Below are 270 nucleotides of genomic sequence, written 5' to 3' on the forward strand. Positions count from 1 at the left end.
CGCGGTAACGTGTGGAGCTGACTGATACTAATCGTTCGAGGACTTAACCAATTTTTAAAGCGAACTCGTTTTACAACTTCTTCTACATTATCTAGTTTTGAGGGAATGAATTTTTTTCAAAAACCTCTTGAAAATCTTTGAAAAGACAGTATAATAGAAAATGTCTTTGAGAAAAATAGGTCTGGCAATAATGGCGAGAAGGTCACACCCGTTCCCATACCGAACACGGAAGTTAAGCTTCTCAGCGCCGATGGTAGTTGGGACTTTGTC

General features: G+C 39.6%; 1 rRNA gene. It reads left to right on the forward strand.

The features are described from left to right. Positions 1–180 precede the first annotated feature (180 nt). Positions 181–270 (forward strand): 5S ribosomal RNA (rrf, locus tag TR08_RS26415); the annotation flags it as partial.

The organism is Neobacillus niacini (assembly GCF_000759675.1).
Lineage (GTDB): Bacteria > Bacillota > Bacilli > Bacillales > Cytobacillaceae > Neobacillus > Neobacillus niacini_A.